Annotated in this window: 20 protein-coding genes, 1 tRNA gene, 1 riboswitch and 1 other annotated feature; of the genes, 8 read left to right on the top strand and 13 right to left on the bottom strand. The window is 38.8% G+C overall.

The genetic code is table 11. The annotated features are described in order from the left end of the window. Positions 1–82 precede the first annotated feature (82 nt). Positions 83–2,509: a leucine--tRNA ligase gene (leuS, locus tag FC85_RS10420; protein ID WP_057865471.1), complete on the bottom strand. Its 2,427-nt coding sequence runs from the start codon at positions 2,507–2,509 to the stop codon at positions 83–85. A gap of 71 nt (positions 2,510–2,580) precedes the next feature. Further along, positions 2,581–2,791, bottom strand: a binding site (T-box leader). A gap of 99 nt (positions 2,792–2,890) precedes the next feature. On the opposite strand from leuS, the gene FC85_RS10415 reads away from it, so the two are divergent. Both FC85_RS10415 and mnmM read left to right on the top strand, forming a co-directional pair. Further along, a complete protein-coding gene (locus FC85_RS10415) occupies positions 2,891–3,526 on the top strand; it encodes a phosphatase PAP2 family protein (RefSeq protein WP_225427543.1) in 636 nt (211 codons plus the stop codon). Further along, positions 3,526–4,122: a tRNA 5-(aminomethyl)-2-thiouridylate-methyltransferase MnmM gene (gene mnmM / locus FC85_RS10410; RefSeq protein ID WP_057865469.1), complete on the top strand. Its 597-nt coding sequence runs from the start codon at positions 3,526–3,528 to the stop codon at positions 4,120–4,122. The genes FC85_RS10415 and mnmM overlap by 1 nt, the downstream gene beginning before the upstream one ends. A gap of 328 nt (positions 4,123–4,450) precedes the next feature. Here mnmM and FC85_RS10405 read toward each other — a convergent pair whose 3' ends face one another. After that, positions 4,451–5,926 carry an MDR family MFS transporter gene (locus FC85_RS10405; protein ID WP_057865468.1) on the bottom strand — a complete coding sequence of 492 codons (1,476 nt, stop codon included), beginning with the start codon at positions 5,924–5,926 and terminating at the stop codon, positions 4,451–4,453. Between the two features lie 70 nt (positions 5,927–5,996). Then, positions 5,997–7,202 carry a methionine adenosyltransferase gene (gene metK, locus FC85_RS10400; protein WP_057865467.1) on the bottom strand — a complete coding sequence of 402 codons (1,206 nt, stop codon included), beginning with the start codon at positions 7,200–7,202 and terminating at the stop codon, positions 5,997–5,999. Continuing rightward, a riboswitch (SMK box riboswitch) is annotated at positions 7,200–7,283 on the bottom strand. Its footprint overlaps the gene before it by 3 nt. A 209-nt stretch (positions 7,284–7,492) precedes the next feature. Here metK and FC85_RS10395 point away from each other — a divergent pair. Together FC85_RS10395 and FC85_RS10390 are read left to right on the top strand one after the other, a co-directional pair. Beyond that, the gene (locus tag FC85_RS10395) at positions 7,493–8,194 is read left to right on the top strand and encodes a hypothetical protein (protein WP_225427544.1); all 702 of its coding nucleotides are present in this window, start codon (positions 7,493–7,495) and stop codon (positions 8,192–8,194) included. A 135-nt stretch (positions 8,195–8,329) separates the two neighbouring features. Further along, on the top strand, positions 8,330–8,689 hold the full coding sequence (locus FC85_RS10390) for a hypothetical protein (protein WP_057865466.1): 360 nt from the start codon (positions 8,330–8,332) through the stop codon (positions 8,687–8,689). 224 nt (positions 8,690–8,913) lie between these two features. Here the strand turns inward: FC85_RS10390 and FC85_RS10385 are convergent, their stop codons facing one another. Both FC85_RS10385 and FC85_RS10380 read right to left on the bottom strand, forming a co-directional pair. Next, on the bottom strand, positions 8,914–9,819 hold the full coding sequence (locus tag FC85_RS10385; protein ID WP_057865465.1) for a magnesium transporter CorA family protein: 906 nt from the start codon (positions 9,817–9,819) through the stop codon (positions 8,914–8,916). Between the two features lie 76 nt (positions 9,820–9,895). Continuing rightward, entirely contained in the window at positions 9,896–11,260 is a 1,365-nt protein-coding gene (locus tag FC85_RS10380; protein WP_057865464.1) for an amino acid permease, read from the bottom strand. Positions 11,261–11,646: 386 nt separating this feature from the next. On the opposite strand from FC85_RS10380, the gene FC85_RS10375 reads away from it, so the two are divergent. Both FC85_RS10375 and FC85_RS10370 read left to right on the top strand, forming a co-directional pair. Further along, positions 11,647–12,204 carry a cysteine hydrolase family protein gene (locus tag FC85_RS10375; RefSeq protein WP_057865463.1) on the top strand — a complete coding sequence of 186 codons (558 nt, stop codon included), beginning with the start codon at positions 11,647–11,649 and terminating at the stop codon, positions 12,202–12,204. 123 nt (positions 12,205–12,327) lie between these two features. Beyond that, the gene (locus FC85_RS10370) at positions 12,328–12,690 is read left to right on the top strand and encodes a hypothetical protein (RefSeq protein ID WP_057865462.1); all 363 of its coding nucleotides are present in this window, start codon (positions 12,328–12,330) and stop codon (positions 12,688–12,690) included. 420 nt (positions 12,691–13,110) lie between these two features. Here FC85_RS10370 and FC85_RS10365 read toward each other — a convergent pair whose 3' ends face one another. From FC85_RS10365 to FC85_RS10335, 7 genes are all read right to left on the bottom strand, one after another. Continuing rightward, positions 13,111–13,524, bottom strand: coding sequence for an Asp23/Gls24 family envelope stress response protein (locus FC85_RS10365; RefSeq protein WP_057865461.1), 414 nt, complete (start codon positions 13,522–13,524; stop codon positions 13,111–13,113). Between the two features lie 31 nt (positions 13,525–13,555). After that, the gene (locus FC85_RS10360; protein ID WP_057865460.1) at positions 13,556–13,987 is read right to left on the bottom strand and encodes an Asp23/Gls24 family envelope stress response protein; all 432 of its coding nucleotides are present in this window, start codon (positions 13,985–13,987) and stop codon (positions 13,556–13,558) included. A 104-nt stretch (positions 13,988–14,091) separates the two neighbouring features. After that, positions 14,092–14,274 (bottom strand): hypothetical protein, encoded by a 183-nt coding sequence (locus tag FC85_RS10355; protein ID WP_057865459.1) that lies wholly within the window; start codon positions 14,272–14,274, stop codon positions 14,092–14,094. Between the two features lie 11 nt (positions 14,275–14,285). After that, the gene (amaP, locus tag FC85_RS10350; RefSeq protein ID WP_147008626.1) at positions 14,286–14,849 is read right to left on the bottom strand and encodes an alkaline shock response membrane anchor protein AmaP; all 564 of its coding nucleotides are present in this window, start codon (positions 14,847–14,849) and stop codon (positions 14,286–14,288) included. Positions 14,850–14,879: 30 nt separating this feature from the next. Next, the gene (locus FC85_RS10345) at positions 14,880–15,131 is read right to left on the bottom strand and encodes a GlsB/YeaQ/YmgE family stress response membrane protein (protein WP_057865458.1); all 252 of its coding nucleotides are present in this window, start codon (positions 15,129–15,131) and stop codon (positions 14,880–14,882) included. A 577-nt stretch (positions 15,132–15,708) separates the two neighbouring features. Further along, a complete protein-coding gene (locus tag FC85_RS10340) occupies positions 15,709–16,761 on the bottom strand; it encodes a YdcF family protein (protein ID WP_057865457.1) in 1,053 nt (350 codons plus the stop codon). 284 nt (positions 16,762–17,045) lie between these two features. Beyond that, entirely contained in the window at positions 17,046–17,525 is a 480-nt protein-coding gene (locus FC85_RS10335) for a MarR family winged helix-turn-helix transcriptional regulator (RefSeq protein ID WP_057865456.1), read from the bottom strand. Positions 17,526–17,666: 141 nt separating this feature from the next. Here FC85_RS10335 and FC85_RS10330 point away from each other — a divergent pair, with 141 nt between their 5' ends. Both FC85_RS10330 and FC85_RS10325 read left to right on the top strand, forming a co-directional pair. Next, positions 17,667–18,491, top strand: coding sequence for a LicD family protein (locus FC85_RS10330; protein WP_057865455.1), 825 nt, complete (start codon positions 17,667–17,669; stop codon positions 18,489–18,491). Between the two features lie 75 nt (positions 18,492–18,566). Continuing rightward, positions 18,567–18,875 carry a DUF960 domain-containing protein gene (locus tag FC85_RS10325; RefSeq protein ID WP_057865454.1) on the top strand — a complete coding sequence of 103 codons (309 nt, stop codon included), beginning with the start codon at positions 18,567–18,569 and terminating at the stop codon, positions 18,873–18,875. Positions 18,876–19,105: 230 nt separating this feature from the next. On the opposite strand, the gene FC85_RS10320 is transcribed toward FC85_RS10325, so the two are convergent. Continuing rightward, a tRNA-Asn gene (locus FC85_RS10320) sits at positions 19,106–19,177 on the bottom strand. Positions 19,178–19,293 lie beyond the last annotated feature (116 nt).

Below are 19,293 nucleotides of genomic sequence, written 5' to 3'. Positions count from 1 at the left end.
CTGAAGTTCTACCAGGTAACAATTTTGGGGAAGCCGTTGGACAAAATAATTTTTGACCCAGTTTCCTTTAATTCAAACAAATTTAACCATTTGAAACAACGATATTTACAATCTTGTTAGGAACGACAATTACTTTGCGAATCGTCTTTCCTTTAGTATATCGTTGAACATTCTCATCATTTTTAGCAGCTGCTTCAACCTTATCCTTTGCTTCATCACGAGCAATTTTAAGATGTGAGCGAACCTTGCCATTGACTTGAACCACCATTTGAACTGTGTTTTCAACTAATTGCTTTGGATCATAGGTTGGCCATGGCTCGTAAGTGATCGTCCCATCATGACCTAACAAACTCCAGAGTTCTTCAGCAATGTGTGGGGCAACTGGTGAAAGTAATTTAACAAAGCCTTCCATGTATTTAATCGGCAACGCTTCAGCTTTATAAGCATCGTTAACAAAAACCATCATTTGGGAAATGCCAACATTAAAACGCATGTGTTTAAAATCATCCGTGACAATCTTAACTGTTTGATTGTAAACTTTGTCAAGTTCCCCATTATCAATGGTTGTTACCCGATCACGCAGATGATTATTGTCATCAATGATCATCCGCCATACCCGATCCAACCAATGATGAGCACCACTGATTCCTTCAGTGCTCCATGGTTTGGCGGCATCAATTGGTCCCATGAACATTTCATAAACCCGCAAGGTATCAGCACCATAGTCACGGACAATATCGTCTGGATTAATCACATTTCCTTTGGATTTAGACATTTTTTCATGATTGGTTCCCAGGATCATTCCTTGGTTAACTAATTTCTGGAATGGTTCTGGTGTTGGAACAACCCCAAGATCATACAAGAATTTATGCCAGAATCTTGCGTAAAGTAAATGTAGGACAGCATGTTCAGCACCACCAACGTATAAGTCAACTGGTGACCAATACTTTAATTTTTCAGGACTGGCAATCATCTTGTCATTATGGGGATCAATATAACGAAGCCAGTACCATGAACTTCCTGCCCATTGTGGCATTGTGTTAGTCTCACGTTTCCCTTTACGACCATTTTTATCAACCACATTAACCCAGTCGGTTAAGTTGGCCAATGGACTTTCCTTGCCACCGGAAGTTTGAATATCTTTAGCTTTAGGCAGTCGAAGTGGTAATTCATCCTCAGGAACCAAGGTTGTTTCACCATCTTCCCAGTGAATAACCGGAATTGGCTCGCCCCAATACCGTTGACGACTGAAAATCCAATCGCGAAGCTTATAATTGACCTTTTCTTTACCGGCTTTATGGTCCTTCAACCAGTCCATAGCCGCCTTAATGGCATCGTCTTTATTCATCCCATCCATGAATCCAGAATTGAAATGAGGACCATCACCAGTGAACGCAGCATCATCAATGTCGCCTCCTTCGATTACCGGAACAATTGGTAAATCAAATTTTTTGGCAAATTCATAATCTCGATCATCATGCGCTGGAACAGCCATGATGGCACCCGTTCCATAAGATTCCAGAACATAATCACCAATCCAGATTGGCACTTCTTTGCCATTAATTGGGTTAATGCCATATGCACCTGTAAAGACACCACTCTTATCTTTATTTAAGTCCGTTCGCTCAAGATCGGACTTACGGGAAACCTTTTCTTTATAAGCATCAACTTCAGCTTTTTGTTCAGGTGTCGTAATCTGGTCAACCAGCTCGTGCTCTGGTGCCAACACCATGTATGTTGCACCAAACAACGTGTCTGGCCGAGTTGTAAAGACTTCAACTTTAGCATCCGGGTGCCCTTTAACTTCAAAATAAACACTTGCACCACGAGAGCGGCCAATCCAATTTCGTTGTTGTTCTTTAATACTTTCAGGCCAATCAACCGTGTCCAGGTCATCAATTAACCGGTCAGCATAAGCCGTAATTCTGAGAACCCATTGACGCATTGGAACCCGGTAAACCGGGTAGCCGCCACGTTCGGTCTTGCCGTCAACAACCTCTTCATTCGCAACAACGGTCCCACCCATGAAATCAGGCGCCCAGTTAACTTCAATATTGTCTTCGTAAGCGAGGCCCTTTTTATATAACTGTTCAAAAATCCACTGCGTCCACTTATAGTACTTAGGGTCAGTCGTATTAATTTCGCGGTCCCAGTCGTACGAAAAACCTAATGAGCGGATTTGACGCTTAAATGTTTTAATGTTTTGAGCTGTAAAGTCACGTGGGTTATGTCCTGTTTTTAAAGCATACTGTTCGGCAGGTAATCCAAAGGCATCCCATCCCATTGGGTGAAGAACATTTTTTCCTTGCATTCGTGCCACTCGCGCCATGATATCAGTTGCCGTATATCCCTCTGGATGACCAACATGCAGTCCTTGACCAGATGGATACGGGAACATATCCAACACGTAGTATTTATCTTTACTGGTGTCATCTGATGTTTTAAATGTTTTATGTTCTTTCCAATAATGTTGCCATTTTCGTTCAATTACCTCATGATTGTATGCCATTATGCAACTGCCACCTTTCAAATTTTTTCAAAATAATGAAAAAAGCCCTATAAGAAACCACACTGGGTTTCTTATAGGACGATTTATCGCGGTACCACCTATATTCTCATTTACAATAAAATGAGCACTCAAAACCGATAACGGCGATAAAACCGACCTGGCTTACTCAAATTCGACCAGGCATTCGACGATGAGTTCACCACCACTTGCTCTGAGTTCACAGCCCCCACTCAGTTTCTGGACAACAAATGATTAGTTACTAATTCGTCTCTTCATTTTTCACTAGATTGAAATTATTGCTTATTATCATAACAAAACCACCAATAAAAAACAATAGATCACCGTGCTATAATTATGATATTAACACTGGAGTTGAAAATATTGAAATTATCATTTCGTCACAACCACTATCTGATTACCATTTTATCGTTAGCCGTTTTTCTTATCATCACTTACGGCGTTATTTTTAAACAATCCTGGATATCGTCTTTTGACAGTACTGCTAGTCAATTTGTCCGAGAATTTGCCAATCCGACGTTAACCCGTTTGACAATTCAGTTTACTCAAATGGCGAATGTTGGCCCCGCAATTGGATTTATTGTCGGTGCGTGTCTGATTCTTTTATTAATTGATAATGGCCGCAGTGCCTTTTTCTTGTTCGTTAATGGCATTGTCTTAGCGGGACCGGTTAACTCACTCATCAAGTTGCTCATTGATCGTCAACGACCAACATTGGCCCATCTGGTTCAAGTTCATTCAAGCAGCTTTCCAAGTGGCCATTCAATGAGTGCTATGATGGTTGGCGGCAGCTTAATCATTATTATCAACCATATAATGGCCAAGAAATCCCAACGACTTATTATTAACTGCCTGATTGGATTGTTTATCATTTTAATTGGATTGAGCAGAATTTACGTTGGCGTCCATTTTGCAAGTGATGTTTTAGGTGGCTGGACACTAGGATTTTTCCTACTGCGGATCAGCCAAATTATTTTTGAAAAGATAGGAGTTCTGTAATGTCAGAAAAATTGCCAAATGCATTGGCGTATAGTCATCAACTTTTAAAACACATTATTAGCAGAGGGAACACTGTCGTTGATTGCACCGTTGGCAACGGTAATGATACGTTGCTACTTGCAAATTTAGTCGGTAAAACCGGAAGTGTCTACGGTTTCGATATTCAACAAACGGCGATTAATCACACACATGATCGACTGAAAGCAAATGGCTTGAACGAAGAAAATATTCACTTGTTTACAGCCAGTCATTCTCAACTCGATCATTTTTTACCTAAAAAGAGCTTAATTTCAGCGGCAATCTTCAATCTTGGTTATCTCCCCGGAGGAGACAAATCGATTATCACCCATCCAGAATCAACTATCGAAGCAATTAAGGGCTGCTTAAACCATTTAAAACAAAATGGGCTAGTGGTAATCGTCATCTACTATGGTCATCCTGGCGGACAGACGGAAAAGAATGCCATTCTCGATTTTGGCAAATCATTGGACCAAAAAAAGTTTGCTGCCCTTACTTATCAATTCATTAATCAAAAACACGAGCCACCGTTCGTTCTGGTAATTCAAAACATTGCTCCAACAGTTAAAAACAGTTAATTAAAGTATGGCGTTTGTTTGATTAGATTTCCAAACTCATCCGCAAGTCAGTATAGTTGAAAGCCGATTTTAGATGATTAACGTCAAAGACCAGGTCACTTAAATCTTTACCTCACCTATCCCAAACCGTTAAAGAGCAGATCCCGGCCATATAAGACACTTTAACCTAATTTTTGAAATCAAATCTTTTTTCGACTTCCAAGCCGAAACGTGGTCTAAAGAGCAAGATCCCAGCCATATAAGACCCCCAACCCTAATATTCAGAAACGGAATATTAGGGTTGGGGGTCTTATACTCTGGGATCTAACCGCTCTTTAGACCACTCTTTTTATAAGTGCCCATTCCGATTTTTTCGATCGATAAAATTAGCCGCATAGGCGATTAAAATCAAAATCAAGGCCACAACAAAAACATTATGAAGCGATTGGTACAGAATATTTCTTAGTTTTGGCAAGACGTTGGTTGATAATTCATTAGCTGTTTGCGGGTTAATTAATTTGTCCATCATTTTCAACGACGTTCCCTCAGTCTGACGCACCCCACGCAACATCGTCATATTCATGACGATTCCAAACACTGAAATCATCAATGTTTGGCCTAATGTCCGACACAACGTATTAAATGAAGTAGCGACCCCGATTTCAGTCGGTTTAACAGTATTTTGAACACTAATAATCGATGTGGTAATTGTCAATCCAAAGCCAATTCCACAAATAACGGAAATCAGCAGAAAACCGGCAAACGGGGTATATGCCGGTAGCAAGACCATAACAATTGCCCCAACTAAAATGAAAAAAAGACTCAAATTGATAATCCGATATGGAGAAATTCTTGCTAATAATTTTCCAGCAAAGAACGATCCAAATATCCACATCAATGAACTTGGAGTAACGGCAAATCCGGCCATTGAAGCTCGTAACCCCAAAATTCCCTGTGTCCAATCCGGCAAATAGACTTCGTATCCAATCAAAAAGCCGCTTACTAAAAATACGACAATGTTTTGAACAACGAAGGTCCGATTGTCAAAAAGGGCCATCGGAATTAATGGATCTTTAGCGACTCGCTCAACTCGAATAAACATGATGGCTGAAATGATTGTGACCAAGAAACACACCGCAACAACTTTCCAATTAACAGGATTCTGGCCAATGAGTTGAAAAGCGTACATCACGGCCAATAAAGTTAAAGTTAGCCAAGAGGTCCCAGCTATGTCCATCTTACTTTTAACGTGCCGTTTTTCTTCATGAAAAAACCATTGAACCATGATCAAAACAATCAAACCAATCGGCAAATTAATAAAGAAAATCCAGTGCCAACTTAAGTGATCAACAATAAAACCACCTAATAACGGCGCAACTACAGATGCAATTCCCCAGGCAGAGCTATTCAGGCCTAGGATCTGAGCGCGCTTTTCCAAGGGATAAATATCGGCAATAATTGTATTTGAAATTGGCATAATCGAACCAGCTCCAATGCCTTGGATAGCTCGCCAAATAATCAGAACCAGCATTGAGTGGGATAAGCCAGACATGACTGATCCAATGATAAAAATTAAAATTCCCAAAATAAACATTGGTTTACGTCCAACACTATCAGCCAATTTTCCGTATATCGGTGTCGCGATCGCATTTGTTAGTAAAAAGATCGAAAATACCCAATTCATTAGGGCAACCCCGCGCAAGTCACCGACAATTGTTGGCATAGCAGTCGAGACAATTGTCCCCTCGATGGCGCTCATAAACGTTGCAACAAATAATGCAATGGTGACTAATGCAACGTTACTTTTAGAAGCTGTCTTTGTCATGAAATATCTCCTTCATTTAAAATTTTGGTCAAAAAAACACCCTTGAATTTTTTCAAGGGCGTTTCGCTAACTAGTTTTTAGCCGTTTTTAACTTGAAATAGTCTTTTAACGCATCTACTTTATCAGTATGTTCCCAAGGTAAATCAATATCAGTTCTGCCAAAATGACCATAAGCAGCCGTTTGTTCATAAATCGGTCGTTTCAGGTCAAGCATTTTAATAATTCCAGCGGGTCGAAGATCAAAAGTCTTTCGAGTTGCTTCAATCAATTGTTCTGAAGAAACCTTCCCCGTCCCAAAGGTATTAATATCAATGGAAACTGGTTTGGCAACTCCAATTGCATAAGCTAATTGAATCTCAACTTGATCAGCTAAACCGGCTGCGACAATGTTTTTAGCAATATAACGAGCGGCATAACTAGCTGAGCGATCAACCTTAGTTGCGTCTTTTCCGGAAAAGGCACCACCACCATGATGTGCATAACCACCGTAAGTATCAACAATAATCTTTCGGCCGGTTAAACCAGCATCACCCTGAGGGCCGCCAATGACAAAACGACCAGTTGGATTAACTAAATAACGCGTTTTGTCATCCAAATAACGACTAGGAATGACCTTTTTAATAATTTGCTCAATCACATCTGAACGAACTTGTTCCAGCGTAACACCTTCATCATGTTGCGTACTTAGAACAACAGTATCGACACGAAATGGCTTATCATCGTCATCATATTCAACGGTCACTTCAGCCTTGGCATCAGGACCAAGATAAGGGATGGTGCCGTTCTTACGTAACTCAGCCTGTTTTTGCATTAAGTGATGAGCCAATGAAATTGGTAGTGGCATTAATTCTGGTGTTTCATTAATGGCATAACCAAACATCAACCCCTGATCACCGGCACCAATCTTATCTAATGGATCGGTTTGTCCATGACGTTCTTCTAAGGCATCGTCAACTCCTTGGGCAATATCAGGTGATTGTTCATCAAGTGCAACAATGACGGCACATGAATCGCCATCAAACCCATAACGACCATCAACGTAACCAATTCGTTTGATCGTATCACGAACGACTTTTTGAATATCGACATAGGCACTTGTGGAAATTTCACCAAATACGAGAACCAATCCGGTCGTAACGGATGTCTCACATGCAACTCGTGCATCTGGATCTTTTGCTAACAACGCGTCTAAAATTGCATCACTGATCTGATCGGCAATCTTATCCGGATGTCCTTCTGAAACTGATTCCGAAGTAAATAAATGTCTTTCACGCATTTTATTTTCCCCCTACTTATTTTTTAGGTTACAAGGCTTCTTCACGTCCAGCGCGAATCCTATCGGGAACTCATAACTTTTCCATATTATCACAGATCTTTTTGTTTTGGAACCTAAAATTTGAGTTAAAACCGTGTCTGCCATCAGATTTCAATCAGATTCAACCCGAATTGATAATTTCAACATTTGATTTAAAATATTAAACATCAGTTACTTTTGACACAGCTTGACTTAATCCCCTCCAAGTTATAGTAAACTGTTATTCAGAACTGTTTAAGGGGGGCTTCATTGTGATCGCAAGGTATGCCAGTCAAATTCAATTTGGCATTCGAACGTTGATGTTATTAGCTATCTGGATGTTATTTTCAAATATTGCATTCTCACAATTCTTTCTCAATCATGAATTACTAAAATTAGGATTATTGGGGTTACCACTTGCTGCTTTATTCTGCTTAATCGTTACCTCAAAGTTTAGTCGCTTGTCACTGTTTTTGTGTGATACCTTTATTTGCATTTTGGGACTTTTCTTTTATGTCAACAATCACTTGGCTGATGGGCTGCTTCTCCTAATTGATTTTGGAGCAGCTAACTTACTTGCGTTAACCCACCTGGTGGACGAGCCCCACTGCCAGTGGATTATTTACGGCGTTATTAATGGCAGTGGTATCGTTTTTTTGTTCAACATTTCCTACCACCATTATTTTTCATTAGTATCGTTAATGTATATTACGCTCTTAATTTTTGCCAATATTTTTTTCTCATTTCCTGCATTTATGAAAAAAAACAACCAATCTTCATTGTGGGCAATTCTGGTAGTCATTTTGATCATTTGCTTCTCCTTAAGCATCTCCTTTACCCGAATTTTAGGGATATCCATTATTTTAGCATTCTATTTATTTTTTGAGTTGCGGGCTCATGCACAAAATGAAGATAAGCATCAAAATATTTCCCTATTTTGTCAATTATTATTTGCGTTGATTACTTTTGCTTGAAAACTCATCCTCACTAAATCTTATATTTTGGTTAATAAAGTTAATTTTGATAAAAGATGATTTCATTTTTCCGTATCACCTTCTATTAACGTGATACCATGACTTGGAGCAATAAAAACGGGGCGGTGAGATTCATTGAACATAAGAGTCGTTGGCGACATTCGGGTTGGTAAAATTCAACCTTCATTGACGGGAAATGCAATCGTGGATGATGCACTCATTCAAAATTTTTGTGATCAATTAAAAAATGGTATTCACTCAATTAGAAGATCAATTAACGTAGTCGCCGAACATTTCTTCGATCCAAGTGTTCCGACAAATGACATTATTCTGATGGATGATCGCATTCTTAACAGCTTACCAGACGAACTAATCGCCGATTTAAAAATTATTGATGTTAGTCATACCGATATTGTCCGGGGAAACGTCACCAATGCGCTGAACGCTCTACGACGATACGATAATGGTGAACCAGTAAAAAGTCAGGGAAAATAATCCAGCTATTATCATTCAAGTCCAAAAATGAGAGTGGGACGAAAGGCGGTTACGCGGCAGGAAGTTGCCTTTTGGCGCACGTTTCCATTCGGTAATAATCGTAATTACACAAAACGGGACTGGGACAAAATTACTTTTGTCCCAGTCCTATTTATATATATATACAAACAAAATCAACAGACAGCCAACGATTTAGCCAAGTTGGCGTTAATCTAAGACAACATTTAAAACCGCTTTTTAATCTTCAAATAGAGAACCATTCCCAAGACAAATAGTAACGTTAATATTAACGTATCAAACCACGCTTCTGTTCGACCTGCAAATGGTAATTTAACATTCATCCCATAAAATCCCGAAATAATTGGCGGGATTGCCAGAATCAACGACCAGACAGTTAAAAATTGCATTGTTTGATTCAATTTATTATTCAAAATATTACCAAATGCCGATTCGGTTTCGCTCACGACATCACCTTCGACATCGAACATTGTTTGGCACTGCTTATATTCAACAATCAGGTCGGCAATCTGCTGATTAACTTTAATTCCGCCTGTGGCCATTAAATTACTTCGGCCCTTCAAGATTCCCTGTAAGTCTTGAAGCGCAATGAGATTTCCTGCCGTAGCCGATCGTAGGTAGACTAAGTTCGTTTTCAATATCGATAAGGCATCCAAGTTGCGATTGCTAATCCCCCGACCGCGAATTCCTTCCAACTTCTCAGCTTTCTGACTAATCTCATCAAGATTGTCAAAATAAGGTGACAGGATAGCAAGTAAAGCTGAAAAAATATGTTCACTTATCTCAGAAACCCCTGAGTCGTCTGCAATTTTAATTAATTGCGATTGTTCCAGGCCATGACATACTGTGATGAGCACCCGGTTATCAAAACCAATGAAGATGGGAACGGTGGTTGTGTTGTTTCCGGAATGGTTGGTCAATGCTCGAATTACCAACACACCAAAATCGGTTAAATCATCGTAGTTGGCTCGCGGCTGTTCATGTTTGTCCAGCATGTAGTTTTTAAATTTTCTTGGCAACTGATAGTTATCAATCACATCACTTAACTCTGATTCTTTCGGCTCAACAACCTCAATCCAAGTATATTGCGGCAATTTATGAATTTTTATCATTGTCTTTCCTCACATTTTTCTACACTCGTTACTCATTAGTGTAAGGTCAATGACAAGTGATTTCAACTTAACCCGGTCATTTTGAGAAAGACGATTTTCTTGAAATAATTTGATAAATAATTAACATTATTCCAATCGAAATTAATGAAATAATCATTGCAATCCGCGTGGCTGAGCTGATTAATAAAAAGCCAAGAATAAAAATGAAGAATGCTAAGCTTAAATAATCAGTAACCGGATATCCGGGCATCGAAAATGTCTTGGTCCCCTTAGGATGCTTACGGCGATATTTAATGTGAACAATAATTAAAACTACCCAGACGACTACAAAATTAATCGTTGAAACACTGGAGACTAGATTAAAAACACCTGCTGGAATAAAATAATTCAAAATAACGATAATGAGCAAAAAGGCCGTTGAAAAATTGAGCGCAATATTCGGAACCCCATTTCGACCGAGCTTCGTTAAAAATGACGACGCATTTCCCCCCATGCTCAAGGCGTACATCGTCCGGCTGGTGCTAAATAAGCAACTATTAGTAGCCGAAACGGCCGCTGTTAAAACAACGAAATTCAAAATACCGGCGGCACCAACGATTCCTACACCTGAAAAAACTTGAACAAACGGACTGGCAGTGGTCGTAATTTTATTCCATGGAAACACACTCATAACGGCAATCATTGATCCAATGTAGAAAAGGCCAATCCGAATTGGTAGACTGTTAATCGCTTTGGGCAAATTTTCCTCTGGGTTATCTGTTTCACCAGCGGTTAGCCCAACCATTTCAATCCCCACAAAAGCAAACACGACCATTTGAAATGACATCAGGAAACCGTGAAAACCAGTTGGGAAAAAGCCGCCGTGAGAAACCAAAAGCGAAAATGAAGCTGTTGAGGTTGCTGTTTTTACTTGAAAAATCGCTAAGCCAAATCCAACCACCACCAATAAGATAATCGCAACAACTTTGATCATAGAAAACCAGGATTCTAATTCCCCGAACAAACCAACATTTACGAGATTTGCAGCAAATAAGCAAAGCAAAATAATCAGTGGCGGAATCCATTGTGGGACAGCCGGGAACCAATATTTAATATAGATTCCGGTTGCAGTTAAATCAGCCATTGCCAGACTAATCCAGCAGAACCAATACGTCCATCCAGTCACAAATTCCCAACGGTCTCCTAAATAAATTTTTACAAAGTCCAGAAACGAGTGCTTACTTGTATCGGAAAGGAGTAATTCACCAATGCCCCGCATCAGCAGAAAGCAAAAACAGCCTACAATGAGATACGACAAAATAATCGATGGTCCCGATGTATGAATCGCCGATCCAGAACCAAGAAACAAGCCGGTTCCAATTGCGCCGCCGATAGCAATCATTTGAATATGTCGACTTTTTAATGAACGTGACAAACGATTTGGTGCTTTACTTTTTTCCATTTCCAATTTCCTCCTAAAAATTCGTCAAAAAAACGCCCCCAGTACCAACTACAGTACTAGGGGCGTTATGTATTAAACGCGGTTCCACCCAATTCCACAATTCGAATATGAATTGCCTCTCATGCAGATAACGGATGCAGCCAATTAATTAATTGCCATTTCGAATGCTGACTTTCAGCAACATCAGCTCTCTGTTTAATAACTATAAAGTATACGTAACAAACTTAAAATGTCAACCCACTTTCTGAACTATCTTTTAGTTTGGCAGAAAATTGTCCGGCTTTTATTCGAAATGATTGGATAAATAAGTTGATATTTTGATTAAATACGTGTAGGTTATAGACAATAAAAGTTGTTTTTACTTTTAACTGTTAGGAGGATTTTTTATGACATCACATACTGCACTGTTAATTATTGATTATACAAACGATTTTGTTGCCGATAAAGGTGCATTAACTTGCGGAAAAGCCGGACAAGACATTGAGCCTCGAATCATTCAGTTAGCCGACAAATTTGTTAAAGACGATGACTGGGTTATTCTACCAACTGACGTTCATACACCAAACGATCCTTATCACCCGGAAACTAAATTATTTCCGCCACATAATGTACGTGATACATGGGGACGGGAATTCTATGACGATCTGGCAGATTGGTTCAAAGTCAACCAAGATCAAGATAAAGTCTACATGTATGATAAAACTCGTTACAGTGCTTTCGCTGGCACAGACCTTGATCTACGCTTACGGGAACGTCATATTGACACTCTCCATTTAGTTGGCGTCTGCACTGACATCTGTGTGCTGCATACTGCGGTCGATGCTTACAACCTTAATTACCAATTAGTGATTCACAAAAATGGTGTGGCCGGCCTAACACCAGCAGGCAAAAAATGGGCACTCAACCATTTTGAACATGTCCTTGGTGCTAAAGTAATTGATTAATTTTTGACCTTTGCAAATTGTGAACATTTAGTGTTTAATGGTCTTCAGAAGACAAAATACTAGCTCGACTGGTCAGACATAGCAATGTGTTGGGCTGTAATTTTTGTACTAAGGAGGATCATTATGACTAATAAATTGCCTAGGTACAATAATGAGCAATGGGAACACGCTAAAGATGCCGTTCTACAAGAATATGAGGACTATAAACAAACTCTGCGTCAGCAAGGGGTTGATTATACGATTAAAAATGCGCGTAAATTGCTGATATACCAAGACCTTGTTGCTGAGTGGCAACATAAGCTTGGCACCGTAATTTCGGATCTTGAGGATAATGTATTTGCACTAACAATTTTTGATGATCTTAAAAAACGCAAGCCGAGCTCATTGCTTGCACGTGGTTACACACATATTTCCAATTGGCCTGATTTCAACCCAACTGCATTAGCATTATGGTTGGAATTAGAGGAAGACGAAGCGATGGCTTAATGTTTGGCAATTATTAAACCAGAGTGGGCCAACAAACGATTAGATCCCAGAATATAAGCCCCTAACTTGATATTCCTGATTTTGGAATGTTAAGTTAGGGGCTTATATGGCCGGGGTCTGCTTGCTGGCGCACGTTTTCACTCGGTAACAATCGTGATTACACAAAACGCAGAGCGGGACAAAAGGCGTTTAACTTCCAGAATGTAATTGAATTATCCGAATATGCTCTGAACGGAATAGTTGGATAATTCGGTTACACGGCCGGAAGTTGCCTTTTGTCCCGCGTTTTCGCTCGGTAACAATCGTGTTTACACGAACAGAGGCTGGGATAAATGACTATTGTCCCAGCCTCCATTGTTTTTGTAGTCACGACTATTACCAAGCTAAGCGTTTTTTGCCTTAGATTGTTTATCGCCCACTTTATTTATCTTTCTTCTTATCCGTCTTGCGATTCTTTTTCAGGAATTCATCACGAGTTTGTAAATCCTTAATATTAATTTTAATTTCTGTTGGCTTCAAATCTGTCATTTCAGTAACGGCTTGATTCAATTTCGACGTGATCTTATTGAAGACATTAGGAATTGATTTACCGTACTCCAACACTGCTTCCATCGCTAGTTTAACTTCTTTTTCATCGTTATCCAGATCAACTTTAACGCCCTTGGTGGGGTCGGTTTCATCGCTAAAACGATCGGTTACCGAATCAAGAATGTTTCCTTCTAATGACAGTACCCCATCAACATCTCTCACAGTATTACCAGCAATTTTTCCCAATACATCATCTTCATATGTTAAAACAGTCGTTAAACCAGAATTTCTATTTTCTTCAGTCATTACGATCATCCTCCTAAAATATATTGGATTTTTATTTTACCCGGTCATCCGTTACTTCGTTGGCAATATCATCTTTTTTTCGAGTGCTTTGTTGTTCCCATTCTTTTTTAGTTAGAACATCATTAATATTCAGATTAATTTCGACAACGTCCAAGCCCGTGTAGTTTTTGATTGCCCGCTGCGTTTTTGTGCAAATTTCATCAAATATTTGACGCGCATCCGCACCGTATTCAATTGTTGCTTCCATATCAAGGGCAACCTGCTTTTCGCCAACTTCAGCATCAATCCCCTTTGTCGGATCAGTCGTTTTTGAAAAACGATCAGTCAACTCGCTGATCATTCCGCCATCCAATGATAAAATGCCATCAACATTTCGGCATACCAGGCCGGCAATTTTTTCAATAACGCCATTTTCGAATGTTAATTTTCTTGTTAAGTCCGTTTTCGTAATCGTTGCATCCATTTTTAATGACCTTCTTTCAAATAATTAAGTTTTGTTGGATTCGTTTCTAATCTCCGATTCACAGTTGCGTCATTTGGTGTTGCATTATTCGAGATTAATTCATGTTAATTATCACTTACCAATTGACTAATGAGATTCCGAAGGCCACCAAATTTACCAACAACTGCACCAACCATTAATCCCAGAACCGTTAGTGCAAGGACCAGCAATACACCACTGAAATTACCAAATACCCAAACAATCCCGCAGATCATGCCAATTGCACCGCCGTACGTCATTGATTTCATTGCTTTCCTCCTTAAACCACCCGTGGCTTTCCGCGTTGCTTGTTCGCAATCTCCGAATAGGGCTTCATTTTTACCTTTACTTTTTTTACAGGGACATCCATTAAGTTTTTCATTTCATTGACCACAATTGCTTGAAGTCGCTCTCCTAATTCAACCAGATCTTGATTATTCTTTTCAACAACTGATAATTTGACCTTTGATACCCGGTTCTTACGTTGTAGGTGAACGTGGGCGTCAACATCCGTGACTAAACCACCAGCCATAACCGCTTCCTGCAAGGACTTTTCAACTGCCCGTTTAGAAAGGGTTAATTTTCCATGCGACGAATAAAAATCTAATTGATCAGCTTTTTTGGGTGCCAGCACAATTAATAGCATTGCCATAATCCAGCCAATTCCCAAAATGGTACTGATCGTGATCACACTAATCAAGATCCAAGATTCCGACGTCTGAATTGTCACAAGTACTGCCTTTGATAAATAATCAATTGGCATCACAGCTCCTAACAACCAGATTGTCTGGACCATCCCAAGAATACTCACAATCATGATTAACAGTTTAGTAATTCTGCTCACAACTAAACCTCCTCTCGATCATTCTAAAGACTAGCTTGCCAGACCACGAGTAATGAGTGAGACAACCAGTACCAGAATAACTGCGCCAACAATAGCAGGAAAGATTGCAATTTCGGCCAGTTGAGGTCCCCAAGTTCCTAATAACGCCTGTCCAAGCCATGCGCCAATCAAACCACCAACAATGTTGCCGATCCAGCCCATTGGCATGTCCCGACTTGTAATTGCTCCGGCAAGTGCTCCAATCACACCACCAATAATCAATGTCCAAATTAAGCTGAACATAGTAATCATCCTTTCTGTTATAGAATTCAAATCATTAATAGCTCTTTGGCTATATCTACATTCTACAATAAGTTACATCTTATTGTGTGAATAAGTTATGAAGAAAGCTTGCACTTTTCGTGTCATGCTTACCACGTGATTTTGGACATTACTTTAAACAGTAGGATACAAGCTTTAGAAGACTTACAAATGAAGAACAGGTCGGTTTGAGTAGATCATAACTGCAATTGCACAAAAAATGAGGTTGGGATAATAATCGTTTTGCCAGTCGCTGTTAGTGTAAACTCAACTGTTAACGAGAAAAATGCGGGACAAAAGACAACCTTCCGACCGTGTCACCAAATTGTCCCAATACTCAACCCGGGATATCTCGTTGAACTTTTACTTAGTAAAAATGTGAACCAACAAACAGACCCCAGAATATAAGCCCCCTAACTTAACATCCCAAAATCGGGAATATCAAGTTAGGGGGCTTATATTCTGGGGTCTAACCACTGGCTGGGTTTACCCTGGTTCTTCGCTTAAACTTTAATTATTTTTTTGCGAGCCTTCTTCTCCAGGCAATTTAATTAGACTATCAATTTATCCACGTAATCACACCATTTAAAACGGCAATTAAAAAGATCAGAATAAACATGATAATATGAAACCGTTTGTGCATCACAAATAAAGCCAAATATTCCCGAATAACAGCGTTGGGCAAATAATAAAAAGGCGTTGGTGCCCCAATACCATAAGCTTTTAAGCCAACTCGGTCTGCTAAAATTCCTGCTCTCATCGTATGGAAGTTATTGGTTACAAAAACAACTTTACTTTGATCATTACCACCATCGCTTTTAATCAGTTGTTTTGAAAATTTCATATTTTGAAACGTGTTGACTGACTTATTCTCAATTAACGTGTCCTGGGCCGAGGCACCATGTTGAATCGCATATTTTTGCATTGCTTCAGCTTCTGGTAGCTTTTCGTCACCACCCTGGCCGCCGGAAAAAATAAGCTTGGGATGTTTTTGTGTTTCGAAAATTTGCTGACTATAAAAACTGATTGCCGTATTAATTCGATTTCCAAGCAACCGACCTACTTTATAACCATCAACCAAACCGGCCCCCAGCACGATAATGTAATCTTTATTTTTCTTTGGAAAATACCATCGATAAATAAACATCGATGTTAATGTATTCCAAACGGTAAGCAATATGTAAAAAATAATCGTCGAAAGCAACACGTTAATAAATACTTTAATTGGTTCAGGCGCCTTAATTGGATCAAAAAAGAATAACACATCAACTAAAATAACCCCAACACCAGTAATTAATGTTAACGAACTTGCCAAACTGTGTCCCTCTCGCCGCCAAACAACAATTGCGTTAGCAAATAGAAAAATAAAGCTTAGTGACAAACCAACGAAAATAATAATGGCAAGAATAACAATTAAAACGCCAACAATCGTACCAATAAGCACACTATTTGTTAGAACAATAGTTTCTAACAGTAGTGCCAGAAAAAATAATAAATTTAGATTTACTAACCACCCGATAAATGAAGAATTACGTTTCCGAATTAAATATGCCCCAAGCGTCACTAATAATACAACTTGAATCAACGCAAGAAAATAAGGAACCCAGTTCATTAGTAAACATCTCCTTTTATTTAATTATTAATTATCCTTGGATTGAGATTGAAAATAACGATTACCCAACAATGCAGGAAGTCGCCTTCATCAACCATTGTTTCTCGTTTCAATACATCAATCACTTGATATAAAAAATCATGGTTTTACACTTTTAAACAGTGCTAAATTAATTTGTAACGTCAAAATAACGCCGTTCCATTTTAATCTTAACCGTTAAAAAAAGACTGAAACAAATCCTCAGTTTGTCTCAGCCTCTTGCAGACGTGGTGAATAAAACGTGACTATGACTGCCCTTGAGTTTCAGGATTGCGCTTATTCATTTCATGAGATGAAAAATCCTTTATAAAATTAAGAATCTCTTTGACCTTATCTTCCCCATAACGGTGAATCCAATTATCGAATCTTGCCGTTATCAGATCATTGACATTCTTTTCAACATCTTCACCACTTGGTGTTAGATGTAAGTATAATCGACGGCGGTCACTTTCAGCCGGCTTCTGAAAAATATAGTCATGCTGAAGTAGTACCTTAATTTGACGTGAAATTGCACTTCGCGTTACTTTACGTTCACTTGCAATATCCATCAAAGAAACATGGTCACGTTCGGCAATCGTATGCAAAATCAAATATTGCTCAAATGATAATCCGTACTTAGTTGCCGGTTCAGAAACAAAATTATCTAAATACTTTAAAGAAGATAGATAAACATCAATTGCTTCTTTCAATAATTCCTCGTTTGTCTTACTCATTTCCCTCACCATTCCCCATTAATTATTAATATCGATACTGCACTAATTATATATTGTCTGTACCTTAGTAGCAACTGTATGCACATCCTTTTGGGCCTTTTTTTCCAATAATAGCTTATAATTTAAACTAATAAGATCATTTAGGAGATCATTATGTCAGAGACAACAATTTCGTTAATCCACCAAGTCGAGCTAAAAATTTTTAAACGATTCAAACAAATTGTCCAGCAGTACGAAATCCCATACATCGCAATGGGCGGCACGTTATTGGGTGCAGTTCGTCATCATGGCTTTATTCCATGGGATGATGATATGGATGTTGGAATGCTGCGAGATGATTATGAAAAATTCTTACAGATCTGTTCAGCTGAATTCCAAAATGATTCATATTTTTTACAAACACCATGGACAGACGAAAATTACGCCCTAAGCTATGCCAAAATTTTGGACAGGAATACATACATCGAAGAGAAGAACAACGTTAATAACGCACGTAAAGGCGTATTCTTGGATATTTTCCCCCTAGATAAGATTCCTGCTTCACCTTCCCGCCAACGTCATCAAATTATCCAGATGCGCAGGCTGGATAGTCGGATTTATCTTAAGCTGCGTTATAATGTAATTGATAATCCGATTAGAAGACTTCAAAGTTCCTTATCTCCAGAACAAATATTAGCTGCCTCACAATTCAAAAACCAGCGCCAACAAGTGATGACTCAATTCAATAGTAAGTTAGCTCTCACAGATTTCAAGAATTTGGCCTCACAATACGCCTACGATAAAGAGATAATCTCTCAAGACCAATTGGAGAATACGATGGCACTACCCTTTGAGAATACGCAAATAACCGTTCCAAAGGACTTTGATACGATTCTTACCAACATTTATGGCAATTACCTACAATTACCACCAGTTAATCAACGAAACGATAAGCACATTGCCAGACTAATCATGGATAACCAAGAGTTTGAAGGCTAGCCATTTGCTTGCAACGGGTGATAATATTTGTTAGTTTATTGACAATAAAAACATTTAAGATTGAAGGTGTTTAATATGTTTGATCCAAACAGTTCACGATTTGCGAGTTTTAGTATTGTGTCTTCTTTACCAGATCGGGCAATAGATAATGTTTGGTTTATTATTGACAATGATCTTCAGGGAGTTTTTCCACTATCTAATTTAGTGACTTTTAACCTCATTAATAATGATGGTAAACTCTCCTATGATTTTATTCAGGGAAATGAGTTGGTGGCAACATTTGATTCACCGTTCCCATATGATAACAGTTTTCCTAAATCACTGGTGGTCTATGACAGTGGTAATCGACAAATTATCGCAACACCGTCAGAAATTAACATCTGAACCCGACCACTTCTTTAAATAAGGATCATTGAATTAATGAAAAATACCAAGAAACAGTCAAAAACCGTTAATTGATCTTGCTACCTAAATTTACAGTAGCTCGGTTAATTAACGGTTTTTATTGTCAGTCGCTTAAAACACTAGTCCGACCACTTTATCATTTAAACGGTCATCATAAACAAAAAGAGATTAAAGCAAAATTACTTTAACCTCAATCAGAAATTCTATTACTGCTCCGGCTGGGTTCGAACCAGCGACCTCTTGATTAACAGTCAATTATTCTACCACTGAACTACGGAGCAAAAATATTGTTTTGGCAAAATTGCCATGTATTATTTATACCATAATACTAAGGATGTGACAAGTAAAAAATGTATAAAAAAAGATTTTTAAAATTTGATAAGACTTAAAAATCTTC

The sequence above is a fragment of the Lentilactobacillus diolivorans DSM 14421 genome, from assembly GCF_001434255.1.
In the GTDB taxonomy this organism is placed as follows: Bacteria; Bacillota; Bacilli; order Lactobacillales; family Lactobacillaceae; genus Lentilactobacillus; species Lentilactobacillus diolivorans.
Note: the sequence above shows the minus strand (reverse complement) of the source record. Positions and strands in the feature narration are given on the sequence as shown.

Coding starts and splice junctions, on each gene's coding strand:
- FC85_RS10385 (WP_057865465.1), bottom strand. CDS start 9,819: ATGATAAAAATTCATAAATTGCCGCAATATACTTGGATTGAGGTTGTT.
- FC85_RS10330 (WP_057865455.1), top strand. CDS start 17,667: ATGTCAGAGACAACAATTTCGTTAATCCACCAAGTCGAGCTAAAAATT.
- FC85_RS10345 (WP_057865458.1), bottom strand. CDS start 15,131: ATGTTCAGCTTAATTTGGACATTGATTATTGGTGGTGTGATTGGAGCA.
- FC85_RS10355 (WP_057865459.1), bottom strand. CDS start 14,274: ATGAAATCAATGACGTACGGCGGTGCAATTGGCATGATCTGCGGGATT.
- FC85_RS10370 (WP_057865462.1), top strand. CDS start 12,328: ATGACTAATAAATTGCCTAGGTACAATAATGAGCAATGGGAACACGCT.
- FC85_RS10340 (WP_057865457.1), bottom strand. CDS start 16,761: ATGAACTGGGTTCCTTATTTTCTTGCGTTGATTCAAGTTGTATTATTA.
- FC85_RS10375 (WP_057865463.1), top strand. CDS start 11,647: ATGACATCACATACTGCACTGTTAATTATTGATTATACAAACGATTTT.
- FC85_RS10335 (WP_057865456.1), bottom strand. CDS start 17,525: ATGGTGAGGGAAATGAGTAAGACAAACGAGGAATTATTGAAAGAAGCA.
- leuS (WP_057865471.1), bottom strand. CDS start 2,509: ATGGCATACAATCATGAGGTAATTGAACGAAAATGGCAACATTATTGG.
- FC85_RS10360 (WP_057865460.1), bottom strand. CDS start 13,987: ATGGATGCAACGATTACGAAAACGGACTTAACAAGAAAATTAACATTC.
- FC85_RS10405 (WP_057865468.1), bottom strand. CDS start 5,926: ATGACAAAGACAGCTTCTAAAAGTAACGTTGCATTAGTCACCATTGCA.
- FC85_RS10365 (WP_057865461.1), bottom strand. CDS start 13,524: ATGACTGAAGAAAATAGAAATTCTGGTTTAACGACTGTTTTAACATAT.
- FC85_RS10380 (WP_057865464.1), bottom strand. CDS start 11,260: ATGGAAAAAAGTAAAGCACCAAATCGTTTGTCACGTTCATTAAAAAGT.
- mnmM (WP_057865469.1), top strand. CDS start 3,526: ATGTCAGAAAAATTGCCAAATGCATTGGCGTATAGTCATCAACTTTTA.
- metK (WP_057865467.1), bottom strand. CDS start 7,202: ATGCGTGAAAGACATTTATTTACTTCGGAATCAGTTTCAGAAGGACAT.
- FC85_RS10325 (WP_057865454.1), top strand. CDS start 18,567: ATGTTTGATCCAAACAGTTCACGATTTGCGAGTTTTAGTATTGTGTCT.